A 4,255-nucleotide genomic window follows, 5' to 3' on the forward strand; every position below is an offset into this window, starting at 1 on the left:
GTTGATGCCGACGAGCACGTCGAACACGCCGAGGCGGAGGTCGCGGATGATCTCGATGCGCTCGATCGTGTCGATGTCAGAGTGCATGTAGCGCACGCGCACGCCGTTCTCGTGGAGGAATTCGGTGAGGTCTTCCGACATTTTCTTGGTCAGCGTCGTGATCAGCGAGCGGAAGCCTTTCGCGGCGACGGCCTTCACCTCGGCCATGACATCGTCGACCTGGTTGGCGCCGTCTGTCGAGACGGGGCGGACCTCGACCGGCGGGTCGATCAGGCCGGTGGGGCGGATGACCTGTTCGGTGAACACGCCGCCGGTGCGCTCGAGCTCCCACTTGCCGGGCGTGGCGCTGACATGGACGGTCTGCGGGCGCATGGCGTCCCATTCGGCGAATTTGAGCGGGCGGTTGTCGAGGCAGGAGGGCAGGCGGAAGCCGTACTCGGCCAGGGTCGACTTGCGGCTGAAGTCGCCCTTGTACATGGCGCCGATCTGCGGGACGGTCTGGTGGCTCTCGTCGCAGAAGACGAGGGCATTGTCGGGCAGGTATTCGAACATGGTCGGCGGCGGCTCGCCCGGCTTGCGGCCGGTGAGGTAGCGGGAATAGTTCTCGATGCCGTTGCACGAGCCGGTGGCCTGCAGCATTTCGATGTCATACTGGCAGCGCTGCTGGATGCGCTGGGCCTCGAGCAGTTTCCCGTGCTGTTCGAAATGGGCGATCGTGGTTTTCAGCTCGGCCTTGATCTTCTGGGCGGCCTGCTGGAGCGTCGGGCGGGGCGTCACATAGTGGCTGTTGGCGTAGACCTTGATCGCGGGCAGGGACTGGATCTTCGCGCCGGTGAGCGGGTCGAACTCGGTGATCGTCTCCAGCTCGTCGCCGAAGAAGGAGAGCTTCCAGGCGCGGTCTTCATAGTGGGCCGGGAAGATGTCGACGACGTCGCCCTTGATGCGGAACGTGCCGCGCGTGAAGGCGATGTCATTGCGGGTGTACTGGTTGGCGACGAGGCGTTCGGCGACGGCGCGCGGGCCGATCCGGTCGCCGGGGGTCAGCGTGAAGGTCATCGACGTGTAGGTTTCGACCGAGCCGATGCCGTAAATGCAGGAGACCGAGGCGACGATGATGACGTCGTCGCGCTCGAGCACGGCGCGGGTGGCCGAGTGGCGCATCCGGTCGATGGCCTCGTTGATGGAGGATTCCTTCTCGATATAGAGGTCGGCGCGGGGCACGTAGGCCTCCGGCTGGTAATAGTCATAGTAGGAGACGAAATACTCGACCGCATTGTCCGGGAAGAAGGACTTGAACTCGCCATAGAGCTGGGCGGCGAGCGTCTTGTTGGGGGCGAGGATCAGGGCCGGGCGCTGGGTTGCCTCGATGATCTTGGCCATGGTGAAGGTCTTGCCGGTGCCGGTCGCGCCGAGCAGGACCTGGTCGCGTTCGCCGGACTGGATGCCTTCGACGAGCTCCGGGATGGCGGTGACCTGGTCGCCGGCGGGCTCATAGTCGGCCTGCACGCGGAAGGGGATGCCGCCTTCGAGCTTGTCCCAGGCGCGGTCCGGCCGGTGCGGTGTCCAGATCGACGGGGCGAGCGTCTCCATCGCGCCGCGCGCCGGGCCGTCCAGCGTGAACACGGACGGCGCTTCAGAGACGCCTTTGGCGGAGGATTTGGAGGGAGAGCGGGCCATGCGCCCAGATATGGAGGCGGGGCAGGGGCGTGTCTAGGGTGTTCATGGTTTGTTTGCTGTGCCCAGGCTTTGGGCATGTGTGCATGCGGGAAAGGCGCATGCTGCAACCCCTGCAGAAATGGCAGTCAGCCTAAACGCGAATTAACTATTCGATCTACTATAGGAGTTGGTGGGGCATTGTATTGATGAGGGATTCCGTCATGTCGGATGAACAGATTTCAAACGTCCCGGAAGCCGGGGCATTCGATCCAAAGCGCACCTGGCGGCGCTATGTCGTGGCGCTCAGCCTGATCGGCGTGTTCCTCGCCCTGTCGCATACGGCGTCGGTGATGGCGCTGAACGCGTCGCAAACGGATGCCTCGACGATCAATGAGAGCGGCCGCCAGCGCATGCTGAGCCAGCAGATCCTGTATTTGGCCGACCGGCAGGTTGCAGACCCGTCCGATGCCACGCGGGAGGCGCTTGTCACCGCGACGACCCAATTTGCATCCTCGCACGAAACGCTGCGGGCCGTGGCCAGCAAGGCGCCGGGGCTGGTGAATGCCTATTTCGCGCAAACCGGAGGCGAAAGCCTCGACAGTCTCGCCACGGCTTACCAGCGCGACGCGATGATCGTTGCCGACGGCGAACCGGCGGAAAAGGCCGAGGCGCTGCAGCGTCTTGTCGCCCTCGGGTCCGGCTCCATGCTGGCGGACCTGGAATCGGCCGTGAGTGCCCATGAGGCCGTCGCCGACCGCAATTCCACGCAGCTGAAGACGTTCGAGGTGGCCTCGCTGGCGGCTGCCGTGGCGCTTCTCCTGTTCGAAGCCCTGTTCATTTTCTGGCCGACGCACCGCGGGACGCGTGACGCGATCGTACAGCTGGAGGATGCGAACGCGCACAAGGATGTGGCGATCCAGCGCCTGACGAATTTCACCGACGTTGCCGGCGACCTGTTCTGGGAGGCCGATGTCGACGGCCTGTTTACCTATGTCGGCGGCCGCCTGGCGCCGAGCCTCAGTTTCGAGCTGGATGCCTTTGTCGGCCAGTATTACCTCGACGTGCTCGGCTTCAGTCCGAGCCATAACGAAGCCATGCAGCAGGCGTTCCGGGAGGCCCGTCCGTATGAGGGCATCCTGGCCGATTTCACGGACCACAAGGGACGCCACTACAAGCTGGAACTGTCGGCCATGCCGAGCGTCAACGCAGACGGCGTGATCACCGGCTATATGGGCGTCGGCATGGACGTGACCGAACGGGTGGCCGAGCAGGAAAAGATCCGCAGCCTGGCCGAACGCGACACGCTGACCGGCCTGTCCAACCGCCATGCCTTCAATCACCGCCTGAGCAAGCAGCTGGCGATCTGCCTCGCGACCGGAAAATCCCTCTGTGTCCTGTCAATTGACCTTGATGACTTCAAGAGTGTCAACGACACACATGGCTATGATGTCGGGGACCTGCTGCTGCGGCAGGTGGCTGGCCGTATCGAAACGACGCTCGGGGCGAAAGGGTGGGCCGCGCGCCTTTCCGGCGACGAGTTCATTGTCGTCTGCAAGGGCACGATCAGCGATCCCGCGCTTGAATCCCTTGCGGGCAAGCTCAATGACGTGCTTGCCGAGCCCTACACGATCGGGCCGGTGACGCTGAGGATTCGTGCATCGATCGGCATTGCCGTGGCGCCGCGCGATGCCCGGACTGCGAACAGCCTGCTCACCTGTATGGATGTTGCCCTTTCCCACGCCAAAGCGGCCGGGCAGGGCGGTTTCTGCCTCTACGACCTGAAGCTGGAAACCGATTCCGAAAACCAGAAAAAACTCGAATTGCGGCTGCGCAACGCGCTGGCCGACGACGGCCTGAGCCTCGCCTTCCAGCCGATCGTCGATCTCGAAACATCCGAGCCAACGGGGTATGAAGCGCTGGCGCGATGGGAGGACCCCGAATACGGAATCATCCCGCCACGCCGCTTCGTCCACATCGCCGAATCGACCGGGCTGATCAGCGTGCTCGGCAAGCAGGTCCTGCTCAAGGCGTGCAAGGCGGCCGCGTCCTGGCCGGCGACAGCGTCGGGCAAGTTTTCCCGCGTGTCGGTGAATGTCGCCACGGACCAGATCAAGGATCCGGGCTTTGCCGGTCTTGTGGAATCGATCCTGGCTGGAACGGGGCTTGCGCCGACACGGCTGGAACTCGAAATCACCAACAGTCCGACGCTCGAACAGTCCAAGGTGGCAATCGAGACATTGCAGGCGCTGAAATATATGGGCGTGCAGCTGTCGATCGATGATTTCGGCACTGCGCAATCGTCGCTGGCCCAGCTGCGGCTGCTGCCGCTGTCACGGCTGAAGATCGATCAGTCGATCATTCGCGACATGGCGCGCGACCGGGGCAGCATGAAGATCACCCAGGGCATCATCCAGCTGGCCGGGCAACTCGGATTTACGGTGCTCGCCGAGGGTGTCGAAACCGAGCGCCAGGCCGAGCTGCTGCGGGCGGCGGGCTGCCAGGAAGCGCAGGGCCATTATTTCTCCGAGTCGCTGGGTGAATCCGAACTGAAACGCCAGCTCAATGCGCCGCAGGCCGCGCCAGCGGACGACCGCATGGC

2 protein-coding genes are annotated in these 4,255 nt (G+C 63.9%); one reads left to right on the plus strand and one right to left on the minus strand.

The window, feature by feature from the left end; translation table 11 throughout:
- On the minus strand, positions 1-1,677 hold a 1,677-nt coding region (uvrB, locus tag AADA04_RS11550; protein WP_340693420.1), incomplete at its 3' end, for an excinuclease ABC subunit UvrB.
- 200 nt (positions 1,678-1,877) lie between these two features.
- Here uvrB and AADA04_RS11555 point away from each other — a divergent pair.
- The coding region (locus AADA04_RS11555; RefSeq protein WP_340693421.1) for an EAL domain-containing protein at positions 1,878-4,255 on the plus strand (2,378 nt) is incomplete at its 3' end.

It is taken from the genome of Hyphomonas sp., from assembly GCF_037969335.1.
GTDB lineage: Bacteria > Pseudomonadota > Alphaproteobacteria > Caulobacterales > Hyphomonadaceae > Hyphomonas.